Source organism: Deinococcus cellulosilyticus NBRC 106333 = KACC 11606, assembly GCF_007990775.1.
GTDB lineage: Bacteria > Deinococcota > Deinococci > Deinococcales > Deinococcaceae > Deinococcus_C > Deinococcus_C cellulosilyticus.
The window spans coordinates 233,024-256,563 of record NZ_BJXB01000004.1; the positions used below are offsets into that span (position 1 = coordinate 233,024).

Sequence of the window (23,540 nt, forward strand, 5' to 3'; positions counted from 1 at the left end):
CAAGAGGTGATGCATCTGCTGTGAATTTTGGATGAAAGTGAAAATGACTTCCTGGACAGGAAATTCCGTTTTCTATGGCAGGGAATGACCAGTTCTGGCTGCCCAGCATCGGGCTGCAGCAAGGATTTCCGGGTTTTTTCTGAAAGGGCTTTGTGAATGTTCCTTCAAAAAACCTTCTTTTCCCCTTCAACACACTCCCTACAATAAGAAGCATGCACAGCATCCTGATTGTGGAAGACGAAAACGACCTCGCGGAAGTGCTGGTGCGCTACCTGCAGATGGAGGGTCACCACACCGAGCGGGCCAAGGATGGGGAAGAGGGGCTTTCCCTGTGGCGGGCCGCCCAGCCGGATCTGGTGATCCTTGACATCATGCTTCCCCGCCTGAACGGACTGGAGGTGCTGCGCACCATCCGGCAGAGCCGCAAACGCACCGCCGTGATCATGCTGACCGCCCGCGCAGAGGAAATCGACCACGTGCTGGGGCTGGAACTCGGAGCGGATGATTACGTGGTCAAACCCTTCAGGCCCCGTGAACTGATGGCCCGCATCAAGGCGGTGCTCAGGCGCACCCGGCAACAGGAGGACCACGATGACCGCCCCATCCGGGTGGGTGCGCTGGAACTGGACGTGTCCCGCTTCACTGCGAAAATGGCCGGGAAGAAACTGGAGGTCACCCCGGCAGAATTCCGCCTGCTGCTGACCCTGGCCCGCAGTCCAGGACGGGTGTTCAGCCGCCAGGAACTGATTGCCGAGGCCCTGCCCGAGTCGGACGCGATGGACCGGGTGGTGGATGCCCACATGATGCACCTCAGGCAGAAGATGGTGCGCCTTGATCCCACGCCCCTCCTGGTGACCGTGCGGGGAGCAGGGTACAAACTGGGTGAAGAAGGGTGAAGCGGGGCAGCATTTACCTGCGCCTGCTGGGTGTGATGCTGTTTCTCACCATCTCCACCCCGGTGGTGGCTTTCCTGATGACCGCTTACACCATCTCCGTGACGGTGCAGGGGGACGTGTGGAACTTTTTTCCCAAACAGGAGTGGCCCACCCCTGAAGCGCAGGTTCTGGGGGAACGCCTGCGCTGGAACGCCCTGTGGGCCGCCCTGATCAGCGCTGGACTGGCCTCCATGGTGGCCCTGGTGCTGGCCCGGGGCATTGCACAACCCCTGGTGCAGGTGGGGCAGGCCGCGCGCAAGATCACCGATGGCAACCTCTCTGCCCGTGCACCTGCTTCCCCGCAGATGCTGGGGCAGGAGGCGGCAGAACTGGTGCAGCACTTCAATGAAATGGCAGAGGGTCTGGAAAAGCTGGAAGCGGGCCGCAAACGCATGATGGCCGACATTGCCCACGAACTGCGCACCCCTCTGGCCGTCTTGCAGGCCCGACTGGACGGCCTGGAAGATGGCATGCTGACCTTTGATCAGCAGGAGGCCCGCAAACTCTCCCTGCAGGTGGGCATGCTCAACCGTCTGGTGGAAGACCTGCGGCTCCTCACCCTGGCAAACACCGGGCAACTCCCTGTTCAGCAGGAAGCAGTCAACCTGAAAGTCCTTTTTGAGGATGTGATTTCCTCATTTGCCATCCGGGCAGAGCAAAACCAGCTCACGCTCACCCTGCAGGTCCCTGCAGAAGACGTGACCCTCACAGGAGATGCAGACCGACTTGCCCAGGTGCTCTCCAATTTGCTGGAAAACAGCCTCAGGCACGCCCGCAGCCAAATTGAAGTGCAGGTGTTCTCCTCTGGGACATTCAGTGTGGAAGACGATGGTCAGGGGGTGCCTGAGCAGGAACTTTCCCGCATTTTTGAATTGTATTACCGCACCGATGAATCCCGTTCCCGTGAAAAAGGAGGAAGTGGCCTGGGGTTGCCCCTGGTGCAGGCTTTCTTGCAGGCCCATGGTGGACATGCCACCGCAGAAAAGGGACAGTGGGGGGGCCTGAAAGTCACCTGCCAGATTCGTGTGAATTGAATCTCAAGCCGTCCTGATTCTTCATTCAATTCAAAAACCGCCCATTTCTCGCTGGGCGGCTTTTTTCTGCTTGGGGGGCAGAATTTGTGGCCTGATTTTCAGCCTTTCGGAGCTTTTGCCATGCCGGGCATCTTCACGAACATGGGAGGTTTGATGCCCATCAGGCGCAGCATCGTCCAGACCTGCCCTTTGTGGTGGATGTCATGCTCTCTCAGCATGTCCATCACCTGAAAGAGCGGCAGGTGCACGTTGGGGAAGGCTTCGACAGTTTTGGAGAGCTGTTCAGGGGTGGTCTGTGAGAGAAACGCCGTGGTCTGCTCGGTGAGCTGCTGGTACCTGTTCACAGCGTCCTGAAGGGTGGGGGAAGGCTCCAGACGCACACGGGGCTCTTTGCGGGCAGAGGCCAGCATCATGGTGTTGGTCTGCGAGAGGTGATCGATCAGGTTCTTCACAGACATTCCACCCTCCCAGGCTGTGAAGTTCCCCTGGTCTTCGCTGAGGTTCTGCACAGCTTCGATCAGGGCGAGGCGGTGGGCAAGCAGGCTGTGGGTGTACTGTTCAGGGCTGTAAGGCATGGTTTTTCTCCTGGGTTTGAATTCGGGGTGGCCAGCAGGACTGCATGTCCCTGGCAAACTCGGCGAAGGTCGTGGGGGGCGTTCCCAGCAGGTCTTGAAGGTCCGTGCTGACCCGTCCTGCACGGCCCAGACGGGCGGTGGTGTAGATCACCATCATGATCATGATGAAATCCCACTTGGTGTTTTTCTGTCTCCAGTGCTGAACAAACTCAAAAAGTCCGGGGTTGTCGTACTTGATGTTGCGCCCGAGTTCCCTGGACAGGATCTCTGCCACCTCAAAGTAGGTGAGGGCTTCGCTGCCGGTCAGGTCATAACCACGGGTTTCAGAGGGAGGATGTTTGAAGAGCTGTTTTGCTGCCCGGGCAATGTCGCGGGTGTCCACAAAGCTGGTTCTGCCGTGTCCTGCAGGCATCTTCAGGTGCCCGTCAATGACCTCCTCACGGTGGGTGGTCATGAGGTTCTGCATGAAAAACGAGGCCCGTAGAAAGCTCGCCGTTAAAGGGAGGTTCTGCAGGTGTTTTTCAATCTGGTGGTGAGGCGCAGCCGGGTTCTGGGGGGCACCCAGCAGGGAAAGGTACACCATGTGTTCGATTTTGCGGTGGGCACAGTGATCCAGGAAGGGGTACATGCGAACTTTCAGGCTGCCCTGCCCTGGTGGAAGCACCACAAACACCTGATTCACCCCTTCAAGGGCTCTGGCGTAGGTGTCCGGGTTCTGAAAATCAAATTTCACCCAGGGGTGGTTGCCGTGGCGTTGAGCCGCCTGAACGGGATCGCGCACAGCTGCCCTGTAGGGCATTTTTGCTTGCTGCAACTCATGCAGTAGGGGGTTTCCGACATTTCCGGTGGCTCCGGTGACCAGGATCATGGGGACCTGACTTTCCCGTTCCTTGTGGAACAAAAAGTGGTGTGAGACAATTTATGGTATAACACGATCTGGCAACAACAATCAACCCTGCAGGTGCTCCTCCCACTGCCTCAAAGCCAGCATCACCGTTCGAAAGGCCGCTCCACGCCGTGTCACCCGGTACAGCGTGCGCATCTGGTTTCCAGAAAGCACCTGCCTCTCCACAAAACCCAGCTTTTCCAGCCCATCCAGACGGTTCTTGAGCGTCGAGGAATTGATGTTCCCCAGGGCCTCCATCAGGCGCACAAATCCTCTGGCCTCCATGGACAGCAGCATCATGATGGGCAGGGACCATTTCTGCCCCAGCACCCTCAGCACCTCCACGACTGGAGAGGTTTCAGCTGTTGCACCCTGTGCCGGCTCAGAGTGATGCTCCATGCACCACCGTTTCATGCTTTCCAGAAGTGGGCGCACTGTTTCGCCTTTCCCGGTCAGGCGGTAGAGCGTGGAGGGTGGCACATCCCTGCGCACCTCCCGTTCCACCAGTCCCTGCCGCTGCAACATCTTCAGGCGGGTTTGCAGGGTGGTCGGAGAAGCCTCAGGAAGAGCCCGGGCCAGATCATTGAAAAACACTTCCCCGTTCAGCAGGACATCCAGCACCGACAGAGCCCAGCGTTCCTGCAGGATGGACAGAGCAGGAGAAGAAGAACCCTCTGGAAAACCTTCTGGAGACAGCATGCCCGTATTATTTCATGGCTGGGTCTTCCAGGGTGGGCTTCACCTGAACGGATTTGTGGCTGAGGAGGGTTCAGCCGCCGTTCCCACGCCCATGGATGATCCTTTCGAGAGGGCCATGTTGGACTTGAATCCATGATTTCAACAGGAGAATTCGCTTTTCCATGCCTCACAAGAAAAGACCTCTGGAAACATCCTTCAAATGTGGAGTTCTCAAAAGGTCCTCGTTTCTGGTGGGCTTAAAGCAAGGCTCGGAGCATGCTGGAGACAGGAGGACCTTCAGAGCTGGAAAACTTCTTGGAGCATTGAAACGGTTTGAATGCCATGAAGCCCCAAAAGCACGCTGCATCCTGGCAGGTGCCCACCGGGGGAACGGCCAGGTGGGCACAAAGCTTTCAGGGAAAACACACTGGGATCAACTTCATGAAGGTCATTTACGCTGGTCTGGTATGCGCCCCCTCGTTGTTGTGCTGATTGTGCTGTTCACCTCCCTGGCCTTCTCCCAGAATGATCCGGGGGTGCTCGAAGACCCCTCTGACCTGCCTGCTCCTGTGCTCCCGGTGATGCCTGCCCCCACCGTGAAACCCCTGCCGTGGCAGAACATTCCTGAAATCAAAGAAGCTGTGGTCGGCCAGCCTCGCATCGGTCTGTATGCGGGCTGGACCCGGCTGGTCTTCGATGTGCCAAAAGGCAGCACCGTGCAAGTCACACCAGAGGGCTTCGGGATCACCATTGGCTTCAGTGGCCTGCAGGTGCGCGGAGGACTGGCCCTCAAGTCTCCCCCGTCAAGCCTGTCCCCGGAGGTACAAGGGTGGTCCCTGTCCTCCGGACCGCTGGGCAGCACGGCCACCATCCGCACCCGGTACCCTTTGCGTGCAGGAGGTGGAGGCTGGAAGATGCTGCACCTTCCAGCCGGACTGGACAGCCTGAACGACCGACTGGTGCTGGATTTCAGTGAAGCTTTCGCGAACCGGCAAACCTTGCAGGCCCCACCCCTGCAGCTTTTCCCTTTCCCGGTGGAGGTGGTCCTGGACCCAGGGCATGGCGGGAAAGATCCGGGTGCAGTGGGGTCGGTCATGGAAAAAGAAGTGAACCTGCAAGTCACCCACAAGGTGCAGGGCCTGCTGGAAGCTGCAGGTGCAACAGTGGTGCTCACCCGACTCGGAGACACGGTGTTCAGCGATGACAAACGCACCGACCTCCAGCACCGGGCCAGTCTGGGGGTGTCCCCCAGAAAAGTGCTGGTCAGCATCCATGCCAACAGCCTGGCGAAGCAGAGTGCCCTCGCCGGGTACGGGGTGGAAACCTGGTGGCACCCCAACCACCCGGAAAGCCAGCATCTGGCCCGCACGCTGCAAAGCTCGATGCTGGAATGGACGTCGGCCTTTGACCGCAAGGTGCGCACCGCTCCTTTTGTGGTGATCAGAAACAGTCAGGTTCCCGCTGCGCTCATCGAGATGGGCTTTGTGAGCCACCCGGTGGACGGAGAGAATTTGCTTTCTGCAGGTTACCTGGACCGCATGGCCTATGGCATCGCCCTGGGCATCCAGCGTTTCGTGCTCAGTCAGGCCCCTGTGCCTTCAACGCCCTGAGGTCAGCGGAAACGCCACCTGCTTCAAGAGGAACATGCCCTTTCACTCCGAGGCACAGTCAACCCTGGAATTTCCATGAATTCAGGAGTCATTTTGAGGTCAACAAAATCCTGTTTTTGAACCCTGATCGAACTTTGATTGTGGGAAGGAAACACCAGATCAAGGTCCGTGTGCAACACCAGGTACAGGCGTCTCCCTGCTGTCTCTGCTCAACCTCAACCTTGACTTGTGAAACATTTGGGACAACAATGGATCATCATCCTCTGAACCAGAGCTTTTGTTGCGATGTGACGGGGTTTTTTATTTAGACCCATCTGCTCTGGTAACGTTACCAGTTCTCTTGCGTGCCCTTCTCCAAGGAGCTCCTTTGAAACCCAACGTCAAACAGGTCGCAAGACTCGCCGGAGTGGGTACCAGCACGGTGTCCCGCGTCCTCAACAACCACCCCAACATCTCCCACGATGCCCGCGAAAAAGTCATGAAGGCCATCGAAGCCCTCGGTTACACCCCCAACCTGGACGCCCGAAGCCTCCGGTACGGTCAGACTGGAGCCGTGTCCATCCTGCTTCCAGTGACTGGCATCCCCTTTTACGACACCCTGCTCTCCGGGATTTACAGTGAACTGGAAAAAGTGGACCTGGACCTGGCCTTCTTCCCGGTGGTGGGTGAAAACCGACTCAGAAGGTACCGGGAGGCGACCAGCATTCCCTACCGGGCCGATGGCCTGCTGATCGCTTCACTGAACCCGGAACGCATGTACCAGGGCAGACCCCCATTCAGCAAACCCATTGTGCTGGTGGACACCCACCACAGGGACTACCACAGCGTGTCTTTCGACAACCTCAGCGCAGGGCAGATGGCTGCACAACACGCCCTGGAGTGCCGACTGCCCATCGTCTTTGTGGACATCCAGGAGACCCCCGGAGAATTCGAATCCCCGGTGTTCGGAGACCGCAGGAGGGGCATTTTTTCGGTGCTCTCCCGGCACGGCATCGTTCCCAGACAGACGTTTTACACCACCGCCACCCTGGAAGGGGGACGCAAAATTGGTCAGCAACTCCTGCAAACGCCCCTGGACGGCCCCCACTTCATCCTGGCCCAGTGTGACGATGTGGCGATTGGCATCCTCCGGCATTTGACCGACGCAGGACAGCAGGTGGGTGAAGACTTTTTGATCATGGGGTTCGACGACAACCAGGACGCACAGCAAGCCGGACTCACCACCATCCATCAGCCTGTTCGTGAAATGGGGGAGAAGGCTGCAGGGCTGCTGATCCAGGCCCTGGCGCAGGAGCTTCACCAGTTGCAGCACCAGCAACTCGCCCCCTCCCTGCAGGTTCGCCAGACCACCCGGACCTGACCTTCCGTTCAAGAGGGAGGGGGTGCTGCTTCTGGGGCAGGTTTCCTCTTGACTTTCCAGGGGGGCATGAAGATAATGAATTCATTCTTTGGTAACGTTACCAATCTCAGCTCAGGTGTGGTCATGGTTGTCCATCCAGCATCTACATGCAATAGCAGGGCTTATCGCTGTTTCTTGGGTTGAATTGGTAACGTTACCAACAGAAGGAGCCTCTTTTAAACCCAGCCTCCTGGACGTTAAAGACCCGCTGGAGCAGGCATCAACACGGTGTCACCTGTCCTCAAGAACCACCCCAACATCTCCCACGAAAAAGTCATGAAGGCCATGGACAGCCCGGGCCACCTTCTCAACCTGGACGTTCGAAACTTCCGGTCTGCCAGGACCGGAGCATCACAAAAGAGGGCTGCGGCACGCCTGCAGCGTGACATCAGAGAAACACCACATCACGGCACTGACCAAAAAGGAGTTTGAACATGAATCGATCCCGCCTCACCCTGATCACTGGCCTTCTGATGACCGCTGGCCTTTTCAGCCACGGCCTGGCCGCAGATGTTCCCTGCGTGCCCAGCCCTTACGGCAACACCGAACTGTTTCTGCGGGGCGGCATGAACAGCTGGAACGCCCTGCCCGAATACAGGTTCACTTATGTGTGCAACCACTACGAACTGACCACCGAACTCACCGGAGACCAGACCTTCAAAGTGGCAGATGCAGGCTGGTCTGCCCCCACCGACTTTGGTGGAGGAGCACAGAGCACCCCCCAGCCAGGAACACCCCTGCCCCTCAAACTTCAGGGATCGAACTTGACCTTTGCCTTCAAGGGCCTCTCAAGAATCATCCTGGATGTGACCTCGGGGCAGCCCAGCCTGCTGATTGCGGACTGCCCCAGAAACCCCTTTGGCAGCACGGGCCTGTACCTCAAAGGCAGCATGAACAGCTGGAACGCCACAGAAGAATACCGCTTCAAGTACGTGTGTGATGCGTTTTTTCTGAATGTGGGTCTGACAGGCAACCAGGAATTCAAAGTGGCCGATCCCGGATGGAGTGCCCCCACCACTTTTGGAGGCAAAGACGGCAGCAGCAGCACCCTGAAAGCAGGAGAAGCCCTGCCCCTGCTTTCGGACCAGCAACTTGGGGGCAGTGCCAGCAACCTGAAATTCAACTTCACCGGAGAGCACACCCTCAAATTCACAGTGGATGCAGCGGGCAAAAACGGGACGCTGACCATTGGAGAGAAGACTTTCGTGGACCGCTCTGCCCGTGAAGTCACCGATCCGGTGGCCCTCAGTGTGCAGTACGATTCCCGCAACCTGGCGTTCAAGGCCCCTTTTGGAGCAACCAGAGCCGGGGAAGAGGTTCAATTCGCCCTCTCGGCCCTGCCTGGGGTGGAAAGTGCAACCCTGGTGCTGGAAAAACGCATTCTGGAAGGAAACCAGGAACGCCTGGAGTACCTTCCTCATGCCCGCATCCCCATGCAGAAAAAACAGGATGGGAACAGAGAGGTGTGGAGTGCCACCCAGGTGTTCCCGGACAGCAGCGTGTACGGGTACCACTTTGAGCTGAAGATCGGCAAGGACACCTACGTCTACCAGAACAACAAGAATTCCATCTACTGGACCACCGAGAAAGGCAGCGATGGGGTGGGGGTGCTGGACTTCAGGCCCGAAGATCCCAAGGCCATTCGCCGTTACCGCCAGACCGTCTACCAGCCAGATTTCAAGGTGCCGGACTGGGCGAAAGACGCCGTGTACTACTACATCTTCCCGGAGCGCTTCCGCAACGGAGACAAAGCCAATGATCCAAAGGTGGGCGTGGACACCTACCTGGACCAGCAGATCGAAATCCACGACAACTGGAATGAAGCCCCCTTCCTGCCCAACTCGGGTGATGGCAGCGACACCGTGTACAACAATGATTTCTTTGGAGGAGACCTGCGTGGCATCATTGAAAAACTGGATGACCTGAAAGACCTGGGGGTGAACACCCTGTACCTCAACCCGATTTTTGAGGCCCCCAGCAACCACAAGTACGACACGGCCGATTACCTGCACATCGACAACAACTTCGGGACCAACGCAGAATTTCAGGAACTCACCCGGGAATCGGCAAAACGGGGCATGCGGGTGATCCTGGACACCTCCCTCAACCACACCGGCAGTGACAGCATCTACTTTGACCGCTACGGCAAATACCCTGAAACCGGGGCGTTCGAGAAAGAGCAGATCCGCACAGATTCCCCTTACACTGACTTCTATACCTTCAATCCCGGTGGGGCCACGGCAGACCAGAAGTACGCGGGCTGGGTGGGGGTTTCAAGCCTCCCAGAACTGAAAGAATCGGACGCCTGGAAGGATTACGCTTACCGTGCAGACAACGCCATCACCCGGTACTGGCTCAGGCAGGGCGCTTCAGGGTGGCGCATGGACGTTGCCCCCTGGGTCAGTGACTCCTTCTGGCAGGAGTGGCGCAAGACCGTCAAGGCCGAAAACCCGGATGCCCTCACGGTGGCTGAAACCTGGTTCAATGCCAGCAAGCACTTCCTGGGGGATCAGTTTGACAGCACCATGAATTACATCTTCCGCAACACCGTGCTGGATTACGCTGCAGGTGGGAAGGCCAGTGAACTGTACCAGAACCTCGAACTCATGCGGGAAGAGTACCCTCCACAGGCGTTTTACGCCCTGATGAACCTGCTCTCCACCCACGACGCAGCCCGGGCACTTCACAAATTCGGGTACACCTCTGAAACCACACCACAAGACACCATCGACACTGCAAAAAAACGCCTGAAACTCGCCGTGCTGTTCCAGATGACTTACCCTGGTGCCCCAGCCATCTACTACGGAGACGAAGTGGGCGTGACGGGAGGAGAAGACCCCAAAAACCGGGGCACCTACCCCTGGGAGGACGTGGGTGGGAAACCCGACCTTGCCTTGCGCGAAGACTTCAAGAAGCTGATTGCCCTGCGCAACCAGAATCCCGTTTTGCGCTCTGGAACCCTCTCTGCGCCCCTCTTGCTGGACGACCATGTGGTGGTTCTGCTCAGAGAACTGGACTCAAAAGCCGTACTGGTGGGGTTGAACAACGACACACAACCCCACCAGGTGAACGTCAAGCTGCCTGAGAAATACAAAAACCGAACAGGCCTGGATTTGCTTACCCACACCACCCAGGCGCTGGATGCGGCTGTGACGGTTCCGGCTCTGGGCGGATTGGTGCTGGAATTGCAGTGAGAGATTGATCTCATCCTGTGCCTGTTGAGGAGCAGATGGGAGAACTCCTCCTGCTCCTCAATGCTGAACATGAGGCTGGACTTGTGGGTTCATGGGGTCAATCCCCTGCAAGGTTTTTCGGCTCTTTTGCAGAGACCAGTAGAATAACGTTATTCTAAGAAACGCCTTCGATCCAGACAGCAAATTCCCAAACAAGAAACGGAGTGCCCTGAGCACTCCGTTGAAATTTCACCCCTGTTTCTATTGCAGGAAGCCCTCGCGGGTGGCGGTCAGCAGGGGGTTGTGGTCCCCATCCACCGGATTGCGGAAGTAACCCTGGTTGACCGTCCAGATGATGGCCCCTCCGAGGCCCTGGTCCTTGACGTACTGGCCTTTGGTGAGGATGGACTGGGGATCTTCGTAGGACACGAAGTCACAGTCCTGCATGCCCTGACCTGTGTGCCCGGCGTTCAGGTGGACACCTGTTCCCAGCGGTCTGCTGCTCAGGTAGGGCACCTTGGCGATGTCGTCCCACATCCGCACGTTCACGTCATGCACGCTGTACAGGGACTTGATGCGGCGGTAGCTCATCTCATTGTCGCCGGTGCCCATGATGCCGCGAATGGGCTCAAGGGGAGCGTAAGAGCGGCGGTAGCAGTTGCCATAGAAGCCGATGCCGACCCCAAATTTGTTGGCAGGAACGCCAGCAGCAAGGTAACGCTGGGAGGTGCTGGAGACGCTGGTGGGGTGGTCGCCACCTTCTCCGAAGAGGGCAGAGGAGTGCCAGGTGGACCAGCCCCAGGGCCCGGCCATGTCGTAGCTCATGATGTTGATCTGGTCGAGGAGGGGGGCAACCTCTGCCACCCAGGGGTCGGCCTGGTCGTTGTTGACGTTGAGCCAGCCCACCGGGAGGGTGAGGATGATGTCGGGTTTCGCGGCCCGCAGGTCCTCGGCAAGCTGGGTGATGAACACGCGGTCATCCACCTCGATGCCCAGCAGGGGTTCAAAGCCCACATGGATGGGTTCCCAGTCCAGATCGATGCCGTCAAAGTTCAGGTCTTCCATGACCTGCAGCAGGTCCTGCACAAACTGCTTGCGGTACTGGGGTTGCATGGCGATCACCAGACCATCGCGGAACCCGGAACCTCCAAGCATCAGGAGGGCCTTGTCTCCATTTTTGTGGGCTTCTGCTGCACCTGCCCTGGCCCAGTCTGCCCCACCAGGACCCTGGAAGAAGCTGGTGTTGATGCCGGTGTAGTGGGTGGTGCCCTCTTCGAAGTTTGCCCAGATGGAAGCAACCATCAGGTGGGTGAGTCCTCCGAAGTCGAGGTCCTGCGGTCTGGGGTTTTCATCTGTGGCAGAGTGCCCTGCGTTCCAGCCCGAGTAGTAGCCTGCCACCCAGGGGGTGCGGCCTGTCTTCACAACCCTTGCGGCCTTGCCCACAGCCCCTCTGGAATCCACCACTTTGAGGATCGGGGTGAATCGGCCATTTCCGGTGTAGGTGAAGCTCTGGGTCTTCTGGGTTTCGCAGTGCTCGATGGTGAAGTCGTTGGTGCCGTTGCCGTCGGTGTCCAGCAGACAGGTCAGGGCGTCCCCTTCAACATCATCTCCCTGCAGGGTGAAATTCACGTTCAGAGGAGCATTGCCGCCCGAAGCACTGAGCTTGAAGCTTTTCACGGTGGGGGCAATGTTGGGTCCCTGCTGGAAGCTCCAGTCCACGGTCTGGGTGTCCCCTTCGCTGTTGAAGCTGCCTGATCCACCCTCAATGCGGCCCGCATTCAGGCTGTAGTTGTAGGTGACATCGCGGGGAAGGCCGAGGGTTGCGGTCCAGGTGCCATCAGCGAGGGGCAAGAGGTCAATCTGATAGGAGGGCAGAAATTCCTGTTTCGAAATGGCCGATTTCTGCAGCCCTGCAAAGTTGGGGTCGGTGATGGTGGCCTGAAGCTGGGTGGTGCTTTCAGGCACGCCTGTCACCCGCAGGGTCACCTCGGTGAGTTCTTCTGACAGACCGACCACCACGGTCCCGGTGCTGGTGTCCACCACGTTCACATTGCGGTTTGCAGAACGGGCAAGGTTGTTCGCGTTGGTGACCACCACGGAAACATTGCGGCTTCCAGGGGCAGTGAAGGTGTGGGTGAGCGTGCGGGAATCGGTGCGCCCGGAGAGGTTGAAGTCCTGGATTTCCCCATCGCCCCAGTCCACCCTGAGGGTTCTCAGGTCGGCGTGCTGGTCGCTGGTGTCGATTCTCAGGCTGTACACCTCGCCTTTCTTGACCGAGCTTGCCCCGGTGAGCACTGGAATTTCAGGTGGGTTGCCTGCAACGGGTTGCATCTGGATGCTGGTGCTGGATGCGGCTTCACTGAGGGTGACCTGTCCGGTGCCCTGCTGGACCACTGGACCTCCGGGGGTGTTGCGGCCTTCCACAATCACGTCCCTGCCCACGCCGGTTTCCACCCCGAGCAGTTTTCCGGTGGCGGTGGTGCCAGAGACATTCAGCGCCACCTGCTTGTTGCCGATCTTGGCACTGAGGAACCTTGCCACTGGATCAATGCCGGACACATCCAGACTGAGCGTGCTGGTGAGTCGTTTCAGCCCGATGTTGAGGGGGGCACCATCGAAAACATGGTTCTTGATGACCGTCTTGTACAGCACCACCCCCGTGGCCGGATCTCCCTGCTGGGGCCTGCTGTTGAACGCCCGTGCAGTGATGTTGTAGGTTCCGGAGATCAGGTTGGGGAAATTGAAGGTGGCCTGCCCCTGGCTGTTGGCGGTGGCTTCCTGCACCAGATCCTGGGGGCCACTCAGTTCAATGCGGATGAACGGAGCCTCTGCAGGCACAGCCAGGGCCATGATGCGGGTGGCCTGCGGCTGGGTGGGAGGGGTGCTGCTGCACGCGGCGAGGGTCAAAGACAGGCTGATGAGTAAGGTGTTTCGCTTCATGGTTCTCCTCTGGTCATGGGGTGAAGTCAGGTTTCAGCTGTACGAGGGGGTCTGTGGACTGTGGCTGGTGCGTTCCAGCAGAGATTTGAGCTGCCTCAGGTCCTGCCGGATGCGCTGGTGCAAAAAAAACTTCAGCAGGGAAACATAAGGCAGCCAGCTTTCTGGAGGGGTCAACTGCAGTTCCAGCGTGACCCGGGTGCGGTTCATGGAGGCCTGAAAGCTGCGGCTGCCCGAAAGGGGGAAGCCCCCACAGGTGCCCACAAAGTCATGCCTCACCCCTTCCTGCACGTAAACCACGGTAGAGTCGGTGTGCAGGGTGCGCCCCATCAGGTGCAGGGTTTCCTCCAGGCACGTCCCGACCTGCACGGTGCCTGGGTGGCTCTGTTGGATGCCTGTGACCCCTGTGCGCCAGCTGCCATCCAGGCTGTGGTTGGCCAAGGTCTGATAAACGCAGTTCAGGGGCTGGTGAATCCAGATGTGGGCAATGATGCGCATGATGACCTCCAGGGTCCACGGGCTGCATGGACCGTTCCTGCGGATGCGAACATCCTGAAGTGAACCTTAAGCCAGCGGGTGTGACTGGCCTGTGACCGGAAGGGGAGGGTGGTGTGACGGCACCGACACACGGGGCAGGGAGGGGTGAAATACACTGAGGTCCCACCCCTGAGGAGGTCCTTCGTGCTTTTGTTGTCTCTGCTGTTTTCTTTCCTCCTGCGATCAGGAGTCCTTCAATGACCCTACAGTTGCACCTGCTGGGAGAAGCCCGACTGGTGGTGCAAGACCGCACAGTGCGTCTGGACCGCCGCACCGCCGCAGTGCTCTCTTACCTGGCCCTCAGTGGCCCCACCGTGAAGTACCGTCTGGCCGGGCTGTTGTGGCCCGACTCAGAAGAACACACGGCCCGGGGGAACATGCGGCAACTGCTGCGTCGCCTGAAGACCGCAGCCGGCTTCGAGGTGATCGAGGGTCAGGAGGTGATCCATCTCCATCCTCAACTTCAGGTCGATGCCCTGACCCGGCAGGAAGCCCACGAAGCAGATTCCCTTCCGCAATCCCTGCTTGAACACCAGGATTACGATGACCTCCCTGAATTTCAGGAGTGGCTGGACTCCCAGCGGGAACAGATGCAGCAGAAAGCACTGGACAGATTGCTGGAATCGGCCCGGCAGGCCCTGGAGGCTGGACAGCCTCTGGAGGCTTTGCAACTGGCCTCAAAGGTGATTTTGCTGGACCCCTGCCATGAAGAGGCCACGGCAGTGCAGATGCAGGCCCACCTGCAGCGCAACGAGGTGGGTGCAGCAGAGAAATGCCTGCAGCGCCTGACCGAGAACCTTGCGGCCCTCGGGCTGGAGGTGTCTGCAGAATTGGGGCACCTGCTTCATTCCTGGCCCATCACTTCAGATCAGGTGGAATCCCGACATGGGGGCCGTCCTCCCCTTCTCAGGGGGCGCGAGCAGGAGTGGGCGTGGCTGGAGCAGGCCTGGGAGCAGCACCGCATTTTCTTTGTGACGGGCGAGGCTGGCCTCGGCAAATCCCGACTGGTGACAGACTTCGTGCACAGCCACACCCGCGCGGTGATCCTCAAAGGCCAGCCTGCAGACCAGCAGGTGCCTTACGCCACGGTGCGCCGCATTGTGCGGCAGCTCTTGACCGCGGTGCCCCGTTTACAGGAACCGGGAGCGTTGCCGGTCTGGGTGCGACAGGAACTCAGGCGTCTGGTTCCAGAACTGCTGACCCAGGAGGGGGCAGATGCCCCTCTGGCAGCCTGGGACAAACTCCGTTTCTTTGATGCCCAGGTGGAACTGATGCGAGAGGCTGCAAAGGATGTGGGTGTGCTGGTCTTCGATGACGCCCAGCATGCGGACCCGGCGACCACTGAGCTGGCCATCTACATTTTCGCCCGCGCTGTGCAGGAAGCGGCGGCCCTGCCCAGATTCATCGACATCTACCGCCAGATGGACCTGCCTGTGGCGGCTGCAGAGGCCATCGAGCGTCTGGTGGTGGATGGCCTGGCCAGCGTGCTGGAGGTGAAGCCTCTGGCCCCCACAGATGTGGGGCTGCTCTTTGAAGACCTTTGTTGCGTGTCTCTCACTGGAAACGCCCTGCAGGAGGTGCACCGTCTGGTGCAGGGCAGCCCCCTGTACCTCTCAGAACTGGCAAAACATTTGCATTCTGTGGGCTGGAAAGAAGGGCCTTTGCCCAGAGACCTTCCCTGGCAGGGGAGTGTCGGGGAAGTCATTGAACAGCGACTTGAAACCCTATCCCCACTTGCCCTGCAGGTGGTTCGTGTTTCTGCTCTCCTGCAGGGCGAGGTGCATCTGGAGTGGGTGGCCTGTGCCCTCAGGCAACCTGCCTGGCAGCTGATGGAAGTCTGGAGCGATCTGGAAAAGACAGGGTTTCTGACAGGGGAGGCTTTCAGCCACGATCTGGTGCGGGAAGCCGTGGTGAGGCACACACCAGCAGGTGTGCAGCGGGAGTTGCACCTGTGTCTGGCCGAAGCCCTCCAGGGGTCTGGTGCTGATGCTTTACGGGTGGCCCAGCATTTTCAGAAAGGGGAGGCACCCCTTCAGGCAGCAGAAGCCTACCTGCAGGCAGCCCATCAGGCTTTTGAGCGCTTTGGTCTGCGTGCAGCGCTGGAGCAGGCAGGTCAGGCAGCCCAGTTGCTGGAAGCTTCTGGAGCGCTCGAAGCTGCCTATGAAGCCCATGCGGGGCTGATCCAGAAGGTCTGGCGTCATGATCTGTCCCAGGTCCAGCCTGAAGAGATGGAAAGGCTTCAGAAGCGGGTGCAGACCGCAGAGCAGCAGGAGCGGTTTGATGTCCTGCATGCCTCATGGTTGCTGTACGGGCAGCAACAGGCCGTTCAGGCAGAGCAGGAGGCCAGACAGGCACTGGACCGGGAGCCCGCTCAACCGGAGATCCGGGCAGAACTCTTGTGTGTGCTGCTGGAGTGTGCCCTGGCGCAGCGTCGGGGCAGAGACATCCAGGAGCGGGTGCAGCAGGTGCTTGAAGCCCTTGTGTTTCAGCACTCGGATGCCCTGCTGGCCCTGCAGGCCATGACCCTGTCGGTGGCTTACGGCATCATGAGCGATTTTGAGACGGCAGCCATCTGGGTGGAGCGCAGTGCAGAACTTTTTGAAAAGCTGCAGGACGACTACCGGGCCATGACGGCCTGGTCTTATTACACCACGGTGCTGGAACGCCAGGGCAAATGGGCCGAGGCCGATGCAGTGCGAGAAAAACTGCACCACAAACTCAGGCGTGGTCTGGAAGTGGGGAGTCTGCAGTACCTGAATGCAGTGTGCTGGGCGGTGAGCCTCACCCACCGCAGGATGTACCGACAGGCCCTGACACAACTGCAGGCATGCCAGGGCCTGCTGCAGGCTGGAAGGCACAACAGCAGCACACTGGACCGGGCATTTGCGAATTTCTACTTTGCAGTGGGTGACCTGAGGAGCAGTGAAGCCTGCATCCGGCGGGCACTGGAAAACCCAGATCCACAGGATGCCGCCAGAGAGCTTCCGTGGGTGCTGAAAAGCTGGATTCATTTTGAGCTTGGCGAAACAGAGCAGGCTGCCTTTGCTCTCTCAGAAGGGGAGAAAGCCCTCAAGGCAGCCCCATTCACCTACACCCTTGGGCTCTGGCACCTGATTCATGGCCTTCATGTGCGAGACGGCAGGCAACAGGAGCATCTGGAGCAGGCCCTCCACATGGCCCAGAGGTACAACCATCCTGAATTGCTGACCACCGTGCTCTCTGCCCGGGCAGAGTTGGCTTTTTCAGAGGGAAGGTGGGAGGAGGCCCTGGCGGATTCCACCGGGGCCTACCAGCGTTTCATGACCCATCCGCCCAGAGAAGACCCTGCCCGTCTGCTCCTCATGCACCATCAGGTCACGAAAGCCCTCAGGCAGCCCCAGGCAGAGCAGGTGCTGGATTATGCCCTGCACTGGCTGGAGAAAACCAGTGAGGAGGTGCCGGAAGAACACCTTGGGCACTTCTGGAACAGGCCTTCCCACCGGACCCTTCTGCAGAAGGCATCTGCTCGACTGCTGCCTGACCGGGCCTGAAACGCCAGTCAGCTTCCATCTTCCAGTTGTGCAGCTTCATTCAGGTGGGCTTCTGCCCGCTGGGTTGCGCCGAGCAGACGGGCCTCCTCTGCCGCCTTTCTGAGGGGAAGGATGGCCTGCTGGGGTTTGCCCCCAGCCTGCCAGAGCCGGGCAATGCGCAGGGGATCGCCCTGATGTTGTTCCAGTGCCCGTGCAGCCTGCCGATGAAGCCACTTGCGCACGGCTGCAGGGGTGTCTTCCAGCATCACCTCTTCCAGCAGGCCATGGGTGAAGGTCCAGCCCTGCAGGACCTGTGCCTCTTCCAGTTCCTGCAGGCTTTTCTGAAGTTGCTCTGCAGGCATGTCCAGTGCGGTCCCCAGGCGGTCAGGGCGGGCCTCTCCACTCAAGACCGCACACATGCGTGCAACGGCCAGGGTGTCCTGCTTCAGGCTGGACAGGCGGTGGCGCATCAGGGTTTTCAGGCGTCCAGAGAGGGGAAGTTTCCCTGGGAAGAGCAGGGTTTCACTGCCTGTCTGGTGCAGGTGCCGGGCGGTCTCCAGGGCAAAGAGGGGATTTCCTCCAGAGAAGCGGTACAGCTCTTCTGCCCACCGGTCCAGCCCATCGACTTTCAAGGTGCGCAGCATGTCGGTCAGTTCTGCTGGAGACAGGGGAGGCACGTCCAGATGCACCAGATGCCCTTCCTCAACCTTCCCTTGCAACTTTGCCCAGCGGTCCGAAGAGAGTTCTTCTGTCCGGGCAGTCAGCACCAGACGGGGCGGCAGGCCGTCGCCTTCAGGAGCCTGAAGGCGGTGCAGCATGTACACCCCCACCTCGAAGGTGGCATCGTCCACCAGATGTACATCGTCGTAAAGCTGTCCGGAAAAGACCCGACGGGTGGCCCACACCAGCTGCACTCCGGCTTCCAGAAAGCGCTTGAGGTCTGCAGGGGTTTCCAGTGGAGGAGGTGGAGGCCCCAGGTGCGGGAACAGGCGGGCCATCTCTCGCCTGACTGCGGCAGGCAGGACCAGTCGGGGGTGGGCAGCCAGAAATTCTCCCCATGCCCTTCTGAGGGTGGAGTAGGGAACCCCCAGGTCTCCAGGGCGGCCTCCTGCCCTGGCAAAGTGGCCTTTTGCTCCCAGAAAGGTGTGGGCGATGCTGGTTTTTCCAATGCCTGCGGGTCCAGTCAGCAGAATGGCCTGATCTCTCTTCCAGGCTTCTTCCATGTGCTGCAACAGGTCTCCACGTCCCACCAGACAGGGAGGATCTTTCCAGCGTCTGGGCTTTGCTGGAGAGGCAACCGGACTGACCGGGACCCGTTTTCCCTCTTCGATGTCACGGAGGAGCTGGGTGGTTGCTTCGGACGGCGGCAGGCTCAGGTGCAGGTTCAACTGTCGGGCACAGGTCTGGTAGGCTTCTCTGGCCTTCTCAGGCTGTCCCATCTGGGCCTGGACCCGCATGATCCGGCGGTACAGGTCCTCGGCGAGGGGTTCCAGGGCAAGGGCTTCGGTGGCCAGTTGCAAGGCGTGGTTCCAGTCTCCCCGGGCTTCTGCCTGCTGGGACTGGCAGCGCAGGGCCACCAGACGGCTCTGGTCCAGCAGGGCCTGGTGCCCGGTCAGCCACTCCTGAAATTCGGGCAGGTCATCAAACGAGGCCCCTCCCAGCAGGCGTCCTTTCAAAGAGATCACCTCGTCGTGTTTGCCCTGAAAGGTGTATTCTCTGAGCTCAAGGGCATCGACCTGAAGTTGAGGATGGAGATGGATCACCTCCTGACCCTCGATCACCTCGAAGCCGGCTGCGGTCTTCAGGCGACGCAGCAGTTGCCGCATGTTCCCCCGGGCCGTGTGTTCTTCTGAGTCGGGCCACAACAGCCCGGCCAGACGGTACTTCACGGTGGGGCCACTGAGGGCCAGGTAAGAGAGCACTGCGGCAGTGCGGCGGTCCAGGCGCACTGTGCGGTCCTGCACCACCAGTCGGGCTTCTCCCAGCAGGTGCAGGTGAGGTGGAGCAGCAAAGAAGGGAAGCATTCAGGGCCTCGGGTCCACCCGCAGTATACTGCTCAGGAAATCCTGCAATCGCTGTGGCTCGGAGAAATACCGCTGAATTCCGGTGGAGGTGTCCCTGACACTGGCCCGCCAGTGTTCCTGGGAAGGGGGCAGGGTGTCCCCTTCCTGCTCAAACCACACCCGCACCACCAGCAGCATGTGGTTGCTCATGACATGTTCCTCATCACCGATTTGTAGGCCTGAAATCTACGCATGAGAGCAGCATATTCACGGGCTGTGACCGGGCTGTGACCACGCTGGACGGAAAGTTGTCTAGATTCAGGGGTTTTCCCTGAAGGATCACTTGCGGGAATCGGGTGAAATGGGAAGACCTGCTGCTGAAAACCTGCTGAATTCAGGCCTCGCGCCTTGCAAAGGACCCTCATGCCCACAGACCCTGAAATGGACCGCTTCAACCTCACCCGCAGTGTGATCAGTGCCCCCCTGATCCGCGACCTGCACGAACGCCACCGCAGAAAAACCGCAAATACAGGCATCACCAAATTCCCCCAGGGCATGAAAAACCTGCTGACCTCACGGAACTCCGGTGGGGACCAGGAGCCCCCCCGAAACGAGCAGGTGCCTCCCCAGCAGTCTGATGCGGACCTGCCGCACCTGGAAGTCATCATTGAACTGAACCTCGCCTACAAAGACGGGGTGGAAAAAGCAGCAGAGCGCCTTAAAGAACTGCTGGTGCAGGCCGAACCTGAACTGGCCGCAGACACCGACGGCGACCACCACCTGCGCATCAGCAGCCAGTATGTCTTTGCCAGAATCACCGAGAACACCCTGCACCTGCTGGTGGACCGGGAGCATGACCTGCCCAGGCAGGAGCGCATTGTGCAGTACATCTGGCCGGATTTTGATGTGGAACCCCACCTGCACCGCTCCGTCCCCACCGTCAAGGCAGACGCAGCACACGTTGCATTTTGCGCTTCAGGAAAAGGCATGGTCTGGGCGGTGCTGGACTCAGGCATTCAGGGAGACCACCCCCACTTCAAGAAGCACGACAACCTGAACGTGACCCTGCCTATCCAGCACATGGATTTCACAGGTGGAGGAGACCCCTTGCAGGACCCCTTCGGCCACGGGACCCATGTTGCTGGAATCATCGCTGGAGAACTCCAGAACGACCAGATCGATGGGGGCATCAAAGCCTTCACCCGCACCCGCGTGGACCGCATGGACCCCAACACCCGTGAGATCAAAACCGACATCAAGTACATTCCTGAGCCCATTGAGCGCATCACAGGTGTGGCCCCGGAATGCAAACTGGTGAGTTTCCGGGTGCTGGACCAGAATGGGCGCGGGAAGACCAGCAACATCATCATGGCCCTGAACAAAATCAACGAGATCAATGCCTACGGGCGTTCCCTGATCATTCACGGGGTCAACCTCAGTGTCGGGTATGGATTCGAGGCGGAATGGTTCGCCTGTGGCCAGAGCCCCCTGTGCACCGAGGTGAACCGTCTGGTGAAAAGTGGCGTGGTGGTCGTGGTTGCAGCAGGAAACACCGGATACGGCACCCTGCAGACCGACGCCATGAGCGCCGTGAAATCCCCCCTGCAACTGAGCATCAATGATCCGGGGAACGCTGAACTCGCCATCACCGTGGGGGCCACCCACCGGGACCAGCCCCACACTTACGGGGTCTCTTACTTCTCCAGCAAAGGACCCACCGGGGATGGCCGCATGAAACCCGACCTGGTGGCCCCCGGCGAGAAAATCCAGTCCTGTGCTGCAGGAACCACCGCTGCCGCCGTCAACCTCAAAACAGGCACCCCCTGCCATTACGTGGAGGACAGCGGAACCAGCATGGCCGCCCCCCACGTCTCTGGTGCAGTGGCGGCCTTCCTGTCCATCCGCAAGGAATTCATCGGGCAGCCCGAAAAAGTCAAGAAGATTTTCATGGACTCCGCCATCGACCTCGGCCGTTCCCGCGATTTTCAGGGGAAGGGCATGGTGGACCTGATGCGGGCCATCCAGTCCGTCTGAACCTGACCCCCACCTTTAAAGGAGCCTGACATGAACACCACCCTTGCCGATTTCCCCTTCTTCCCCATCGAATTTGACCTGCACGCAAAACAGGTGAATCCTGCTCAGCAGGCCGCTTTGCTTGCTTACCTGGGCACTGCGCGCTCCACCGACCTGTTTGTGATCTCCCATGGCTGGAACAACGACATGAGTGACGCCAGCAGGCTGTACCAGAACTTCTTCACCGAAGTGCGCAAGGAACTGCAGGCCGCACGGATCGACCTGACCGGCCGCAGCTTCGCTGTGGTGGGGGTGTTCTGGCCCAGCAAGCGCTTCACAGACAAAGACCTGATTCCCGGAGGGGCAGCCAGCTTCGACAACCCCCAGGAGGTCCTGGACCTGATGGAGCAGCTTGAGTCCCTGCGTGGCCTGAACGATGATCCCAGCCTGGATGCTGATCTGGACCGCATGAAATCCCTCGCTCCCCGCCTCACCGACGAGAGCGACGCCAGGGACGAATTCACCGAACTGGCCCGCAAGCATGTCCCACGGGTGTCCGTGAACACCGGAGATGAAGAAGCCCTGCCCCAGCTTTTCGACCTGAGCCCCTCTGAAATCATGGATGCGCTCTCGGTGCCTGTGGTTTACACAGGTCCAGTCAATGACGATGGGGGTGCTTCTGGATTTCTGGAGTCGGACACCTCTTCCACCGATGGTGGTGCTGCAGGCCTCTCCGGGTTCTTTGGTGGAGGGGTGGTCAATGCGGCCCGCAACCTGCTGAACCTCACCACCTACTACACCATGAAAAACCGCGCGGGTGAAATCGGAGCAAACGCCCTCGCTCCCGTGCTTAGAACCGTGCACCAGCAGGCCCCCGACACCCGCATCCACCTGATCGGTCACAGCTTCGGGGCCAGACTGGTCACCGCTGCTGCGCAGGCCCTGGTCGGAAACACCCCCCTGAACAGCATGACCCTGTATCAGGCCGCATTTTCCCACTATGGTTTCTCTGGAGATTTCGGGAAGGGCAAACCGGGCTTTTTCCGCAATGTGGTGTTCCCGGCCTCCATTCAGGGACCCCTGTCCATCACCCACACCCCAAATGACCTTGCCGTGGGGATTGCCTACCCCATCGCCTCGATGCTGGCCGGACAGAACGCCTCCGCGTTCGGAGACCAGAACAGCCAGTATGGCGGCCTGGGCCGCAACGGAGCCCAGAAATCCGATGCGGTGATCGGCACCCTGCAGGCCACTTCGGGCAAGTATGCCTTTGAGCAAGGCAGGATCTACAATTTTGAAGCCAGTGCCTACATCAAGGAACACTCTGACATCTGCCATCCTGAGACCGCCCACCTGCTGCTCTCGGCCATTGCTGGGAAATAAGGTTGGATGAAACGAGCGCCGTTTTGAATGCGGCGCTCGTTTTTTGTTTTTCTTCCTGGCATTTCTGGTGGGTGTGGCGTGATATACATTTTTACAGTCTGACTCGTTCCAGGTGGATTCTTGAAGCGAAACTGAAACTACCCAATGGTTTTCTATTGTTCATGATTAAACCATCTGTATCATTCCTGAGGCACAACTGATCCGCTTGAAGTCCACCTGATGGTTTTGTGATGGAGCTTTCATGAATTTTCAAGAATAAAAGTGATCTGCAGTCCTATGCTGATGTCATCCAGGCAACAAAGATTGTCTGAATCCCACAGAGAAACAAAGGAGATCCCCATGAAAAAACTTGCTCAGATTTTTATTGTTGCTGCCCTTGGCCTGATTCCCGCATCTGCCCTTGCCCAGACCACCGATGACACCCCTGCAGACACCAACATCGCCACCCAGATGGATGACCGCAACGAAGCCGATTTCCCCTGGGGTCTGCTGGGTCTGCTGGGCCTTGCAGGTCTGGCTGGCCGTCGCCGTCACGATGACCGCACGGTGCACACCAACACCAACCGCACCCACTGAGAACACGGGTAAAAGAGAAAGCCACCTGAATCAGGTGGCTTTCTTCTGTGTCGGGGTTATGCGCGGTCTTTTTCCATCAGGTGAACGAGACCCGACAGAAACCCAAGTCCCAGCAGGAGGCCCACAGCGAGCATGTCTGCCTTCTGTCCCGCGTAGATCAGGGCAACCAGCAGCAGGCAAAGGGTCAAATCTTTCAGAAGCTGCATCAGGCACACTCCTGGATCAGCACGAACACGTTTTTCACTTTGGTGAAGCTGGGGGCAGAGGCATCCTGTCCGCTCCAGACCCACAG

General features: G+C 59.2%; 18 protein-coding genes. 10 read left to right on the forward strand and 8 right to left on the reverse strand.

Features of this window, described 5'->3' with window-relative positions:
- Positions 1-212 precede the first annotated feature (212 nt).
- Positions 213-896: a response regulator transcription factor gene (locus DC3_RS06410; RefSeq protein WP_146883183.1), complete on the forward strand. Its 684-nt coding sequence runs from the start codon at positions 213-215 to the stop codon at positions 894-896.
- The gene (locus DC3_RS06415; protein WP_146883185.1) at positions 893-1,969 is read left to right on the forward strand and encodes a sensor histidine kinase; all 1,077 of its coding nucleotides are present in this window, start codon (positions 893-895) and stop codon (positions 1,967-1,969) included. Before DC3_RS06410 ends, DC3_RS06415 begins: the two co-directional genes overlap by 4 nt.
- A 98-nt stretch (positions 1,970-2,067) precedes the next feature.
- Here DC3_RS06415 and DC3_RS06420 read toward each other — a convergent pair whose 3' ends face one another.
- The 3 genes from DC3_RS06420 to DC3_RS06430 form a co-directional block, all read right to left on the reverse strand.
- Entirely contained in the window at positions 2,068-2,544 is a 477-nt protein-coding gene (locus DC3_RS06420; protein WP_146883187.1) for a DinB family protein, read from the reverse strand.
- Positions 2,528-3,412: an NmrA family NAD(P)-binding protein gene (locus tag DC3_RS06425; protein ID WP_146883189.1), complete on the reverse strand. Its 885-nt coding sequence runs from the start codon at positions 3,410-3,412 to the stop codon at positions 2,528-2,530. Before DC3_RS06425 ends, DC3_RS06420 begins: the two co-directional genes overlap by 17 nt.
- Before the next feature lie 81 nt (positions 3,413-3,493).
- On the reverse strand, positions 3,494-4,129 hold the full coding sequence (locus DC3_RS06430) for a winged helix-turn-helix transcriptional regulator (protein ID WP_146883190.1): 636 nt from the start codon (positions 4,127-4,129) through the stop codon (positions 3,494-3,496).
- Here DC3_RS06430 and DC3_RS29010 point away from each other — a divergent pair.
- From DC3_RS29010 to DC3_RS06445, 4 genes are all read left to right on the forward strand, one after another.
- Entirely contained in the window at positions 4,128-4,265 is a 138-nt protein-coding gene (locus tag DC3_RS29010; RefSeq protein ID WP_186815883.1) for a hypothetical protein, read from the forward strand. The genes DC3_RS06430 and DC3_RS29010 overlap by 2 nt on opposite strands.
- A 310-nt stretch (positions 4,266-4,575) precedes the next feature.
- Positions 4,576-5,718 (forward strand): N-acetylmuramoyl-L-alanine amidase family protein, encoded by a 1,143-nt coding sequence (locus DC3_RS06435; RefSeq protein WP_186815884.1) that lies wholly within the window; start codon positions 4,576-4,578, stop codon positions 5,716-5,718.
- A 367-nt stretch (positions 5,719-6,085) separates the two neighbouring features.
- Positions 6,086-7,078 carry a LacI family DNA-binding transcriptional regulator gene (locus DC3_RS06440; protein ID WP_146883194.1) on the forward strand — a complete coding sequence of 331 codons (993 nt, stop codon included), beginning with the start codon at positions 6,086-6,088 and terminating at the stop codon, positions 7,076-7,078.
- 473 nt (positions 7,079-7,551) lie between these two features.
- Entirely contained in the window at positions 7,552-10,311 is a 2,760-nt protein-coding gene (locus tag DC3_RS06445; protein WP_146883196.1) for an alpha-amylase family glycosyl hydrolase, read from the forward strand.
- A 240-nt stretch (positions 10,312-10,551) separates the two neighbouring features.
- On the opposite strand, the gene DC3_RS06450 is transcribed toward DC3_RS06445, so the two are convergent.
- Both DC3_RS06450 and DC3_RS06455 read right to left on the reverse strand, forming a co-directional pair.
- Positions 10,552-13,230 (reverse strand): glycosyl hydrolase family 18 protein, encoded by a 2,679-nt coding sequence (locus DC3_RS06450; RefSeq protein ID WP_146883198.1) that lies wholly within the window; start codon positions 13,228-13,230, stop codon positions 10,552-10,554.
- Positions 13,231-13,263: 33 nt separating this feature from the next.
- Complete coding sequence (locus DC3_RS06455; protein ID WP_146883200.1) at positions 13,264-13,725, reverse strand: SRPBCC family protein; 462 nt, start codon at positions 13,723-13,725, stop codon at positions 13,264-13,266.
- Between the two features lie 236 nt (positions 13,726-13,961).
- Between DC3_RS06455 and DC3_RS06460 the strand changes: the two genes are divergently transcribed.
- The gene (locus DC3_RS06460) at positions 13,962-17,294 is read left to right on the forward strand and encodes an ATP-binding protein (protein ID WP_146883202.1); all 3,333 of its coding nucleotides are present in this window, start codon (positions 13,962-13,964) and stop codon (positions 17,292-17,294) included.
- An 8-nt stretch (positions 17,295-17,302) separates the two neighbouring features.
- On the opposite strand, the gene DC3_RS06465 is transcribed toward DC3_RS06460, so the two are convergent.
- Together DC3_RS06465 and DC3_RS06470 are read right to left on the reverse strand one after the other, a co-directional pair.
- Positions 17,303-19,297, reverse strand: a complete 1,995-nt coding sequence (locus DC3_RS06465; protein WP_146883204.1) for an ATP-binding protein — start codon at positions 19,295-19,297, stop codon at positions 17,303-17,305.
- Positions 19,298-19,486, reverse strand: a complete 189-nt coding sequence (locus DC3_RS06470; RefSeq protein ID WP_146883206.1) for a hypothetical protein — start codon at positions 19,484-19,486, stop codon at positions 19,298-19,300.
- A gap of 213 nt (positions 19,487-19,699) precedes the next feature.
- Here DC3_RS06470 and DC3_RS06475 point away from each other — a divergent pair, with 213 nt between their 5' ends.
- From DC3_RS06475 to DC3_RS06485, 3 genes are all read left to right on the forward strand, one after another.
- Positions 19,700-21,310 (forward strand): S8 family peptidase, encoded by a 1,611-nt coding sequence (locus DC3_RS06475; protein ID WP_222594706.1) that lies wholly within the window; start codon positions 19,700-19,702, stop codon positions 21,308-21,310.
- Positions 21,311-21,340: 30 nt separating this feature from the next.
- A complete protein-coding gene (locus DC3_RS06480) occupies positions 21,341-22,672 on the forward strand; it encodes an alpha/beta hydrolase (protein ID WP_146883208.1) in 1,332 nt (443 codons plus the stop codon).
- A gap of 339 nt (positions 22,673-23,011) precedes the next feature.
- Entirely contained in the window at positions 23,012-23,248 is a 237-nt protein-coding gene (locus DC3_RS06485; protein ID WP_146883210.1) for a WGxxGxxG family protein, read from the forward strand.
- Positions 23,249-23,304: 56 nt separating this feature from the next.
- Here DC3_RS06485 and DC3_RS29015 read toward each other — a convergent pair whose 3' ends face one another.
- Positions 23,305-23,454, reverse strand: coding sequence for a hypothetical protein (locus DC3_RS29015; RefSeq protein ID WP_186815885.1), 150 nt, complete (start codon positions 23,452-23,454; stop codon positions 23,305-23,307).
- Positions 23,455-23,540: the final 86 nt, after the last annotated feature.

Coding starts and splice junctions, on each gene's coding strand:
- DC3_RS06455 (WP_146883200.1), bottom strand. CDS start 13,725: ATGCGCATCATTGCCCACATCTGGATTCACCAGCCCCTGAACTGCGTT.
- DC3_RS06480 (WP_146883208.1), top strand. CDS start 21,341: ATGAACACCACCCTTGCCGATTTCCCCTTCTTCCCCATCGAATTTGAC.
- DC3_RS06410 (WP_146883183.1), top strand. CDS start 213: ATGCACAGCATCCTGATTGTGGAAGACGAAAACGACCTCGCGGAAGTG.
- DC3_RS06475 (WP_222594706.1), top strand. CDS start 19,700: ATGCCCACAGACCCTGAAATGGACCGCTTCAACCTCACCCGCAGTGTG.
- DC3_RS06470 (WP_146883206.1), bottom strand. CDS start 19,486: ATGAGCAACCACATGCTGCTGGTGGTGCGGGTGTGGTTTGAGCAGGAA.
- DC3_RS06420 (WP_146883187.1), bottom strand. CDS start 2,544: ATGCCTTACAGCCCTGAACAGTACACCCACAGCCTGCTTGCCCACCGC.
- DC3_RS06435 (WP_186815884.1), top strand. CDS start 4,576: ATGCGCCCCCTCGTTGTTGTGCTGATTGTGCTGTTCACCTCCCTGGCC.
- DC3_RS06445 (WP_146883196.1), top strand. CDS start 7,552: ATGAATCGATCCCGCCTCACCCTGATCACTGGCCTTCTGATGACCGCT.
- DC3_RS06485 (WP_146883210.1), top strand. CDS start 23,012: ATGAAAAAACTTGCTCAGATTTTTATTGTTGCTGCCCTTGGCCTGATT.
- DC3_RS06465 (WP_146883204.1), bottom strand. CDS start 19,297: ATGCTTCCCTTCTTTGCTGCTCCACCTCACCTGCACCTGCTGGGAGAA.
- DC3_RS06425 (WP_146883189.1), bottom strand. CDS start 3,412: ATGATCCTGGTCACCGGAGCCACCGGAAATGTCGGAAACCCCCTACTG.
- DC3_RS29010 (WP_186815883.1), top strand. CDS start 4,128: ATGCCCGTATTATTTCATGGCTGGGTCTTCCAGGGTGGGCTTCACCTG.
- DC3_RS29015 (WP_186815885.1), bottom strand. CDS start 23,454: ATGCAGCTTCTGAAAGATTTGACCCTTTGCCTGCTGCTGGTTGCCCTG.
- DC3_RS06450 (WP_146883198.1), bottom strand. CDS start 13,230: ATGAAGCGAAACACCTTACTCATCAGCCTGTCTTTGACCCTCGCCGCG.
- DC3_RS06430 (WP_146883190.1), bottom strand. CDS start 4,129: ATGCTGTCTCCAGAAGGTTTTCCAGAGGGTTCTTCTTCTCCTGCTCTG.
- DC3_RS06460 (WP_146883202.1), top strand. CDS start 13,962: ATGACCCTACAGTTGCACCTGCTGGGAGAAGCCCGACTGGTGGTGCAA.